This is a genomic window from Paenarthrobacter sp. PH39-S1 (assembly GCF_030063245.1).
In the GTDB taxonomy this organism is placed as follows: Bacteria; Actinomycetota; Actinomycetes; order Actinomycetales; family Micrococcaceae; genus Arthrobacter_M.
This window is the reverse complement of the sequence record NZ_JASISR010000109.1, coordinates 1-1,048: the sequence shown is the minus strand read 5'-3', so window position 1 is coordinate 1,048 and position 1,048 is coordinate 1. Positions and strand designations below refer to the sequence as shown.

Annotated in this window: 1 protein-coding gene; it reads left to right on the top strand. The window is 60.5% G+C overall.

Annotated features, from left to right (window positions below; all coding sequences use genetic code 11):
• Positions 1-156 precede the first annotated feature (156 nt).
• A complete protein-coding gene (locus QMG52_RS21725) occupies positions 157-924 on the top strand; it encodes an ATP-binding protein (protein WP_283562477.1) in 768 nt (255 codons plus the stop codon).
• Positions 925-1,048 lie beyond the last annotated feature (124 nt).

Below are 1,048 nucleotides of genomic sequence, written 5' to 3'. Positions count from 1 at the left end.
CTGATGGCCTCGATGAACAGCGACAGCCAACAAACCCGGCCGCCATTGCCGGCGGCACCAAACATGAAGAAAGCCCCGGCCGAAACCGAGATTGGTGAACACAGCGATGTGTATGTTCGCGGCGCCGATTACTACCAGGAAGGCCGGTAGCAGGCGATGTTCACCAGTGTTGACTACGAGAAATTCCGGGCGCTGCGCATCACCCAGGTCGCCCTCCAACTCGAGGAACTACTCAAGGACGATAGCAATGACCTCAAAACACCGGAGGAGCTGTTCCTTACCGCCGTGGATGAGGCACTGGATCTGCGGCGCTCAAACCGGATCGACAAGCTCATCAGCAAGGCCCGCTTCCCCATCCCACACGCATCGATCGAAGAAATCCGGTACATGCCCGAACGCGGAGTCTCCTCAGTGCGGATGCAACGCTACGCCGCCCACCACTGGCGGGCGGACCCAACGAACCTGCTGCTTATTTCCCCTACCGGAGCCGGGAAAACCTACATCGCCTGCGCGATAGGGATCGCCGCCTGCCACTCGGAGCATTCAGTCCACTACACCCGCATGGATGAGCTCGCACTCGAGCTCGTCATAGCCCGCGGGGACAGGATTGCCCACCAAAACCTGCTGAACAAGCTCAGCAACGTTGACCTGCTCATCATCGATGACTTCCTCACCATCGGCATCGATGAGACAGCAGCGAACGACCTGTTCACCGTCCTGGTCAACAGGGACCAACGCCTGCCAACCATGATCGCCAGCCAATCCGGACCACGCTACTGGATCGAGAGCCTGCCGGAGAAAGTCGCTGCCGATTCAATCGTGAACCGACTCGCCACCCGGGCCCGGACGATAAACCTCGGCGTCATCGACATGCGCCGCCTGCACGCCCAAGAAGCCCGCGACGCCAAGGACCACTGGGAATAGGAACAACACCCCGGCCGGACACCACCACCCCGACCGGTGACGGTCACAACCGGGTACTGGCCAGAAACCCACGACAACGTTTTCTGGCCAGTACCGGGTCCCTGAAACCAGCGGTACCACCTAC

What these genes read in the sequence shown, in the direction of transcription:
- QMG52_RS21725 (WP_283562477.1), top strand. Translation starts at nt 157, where the DNA reads ATGTTCACCAGTGTTGACTACGAGAAATTCCGGGCGCTGCGCATCACC.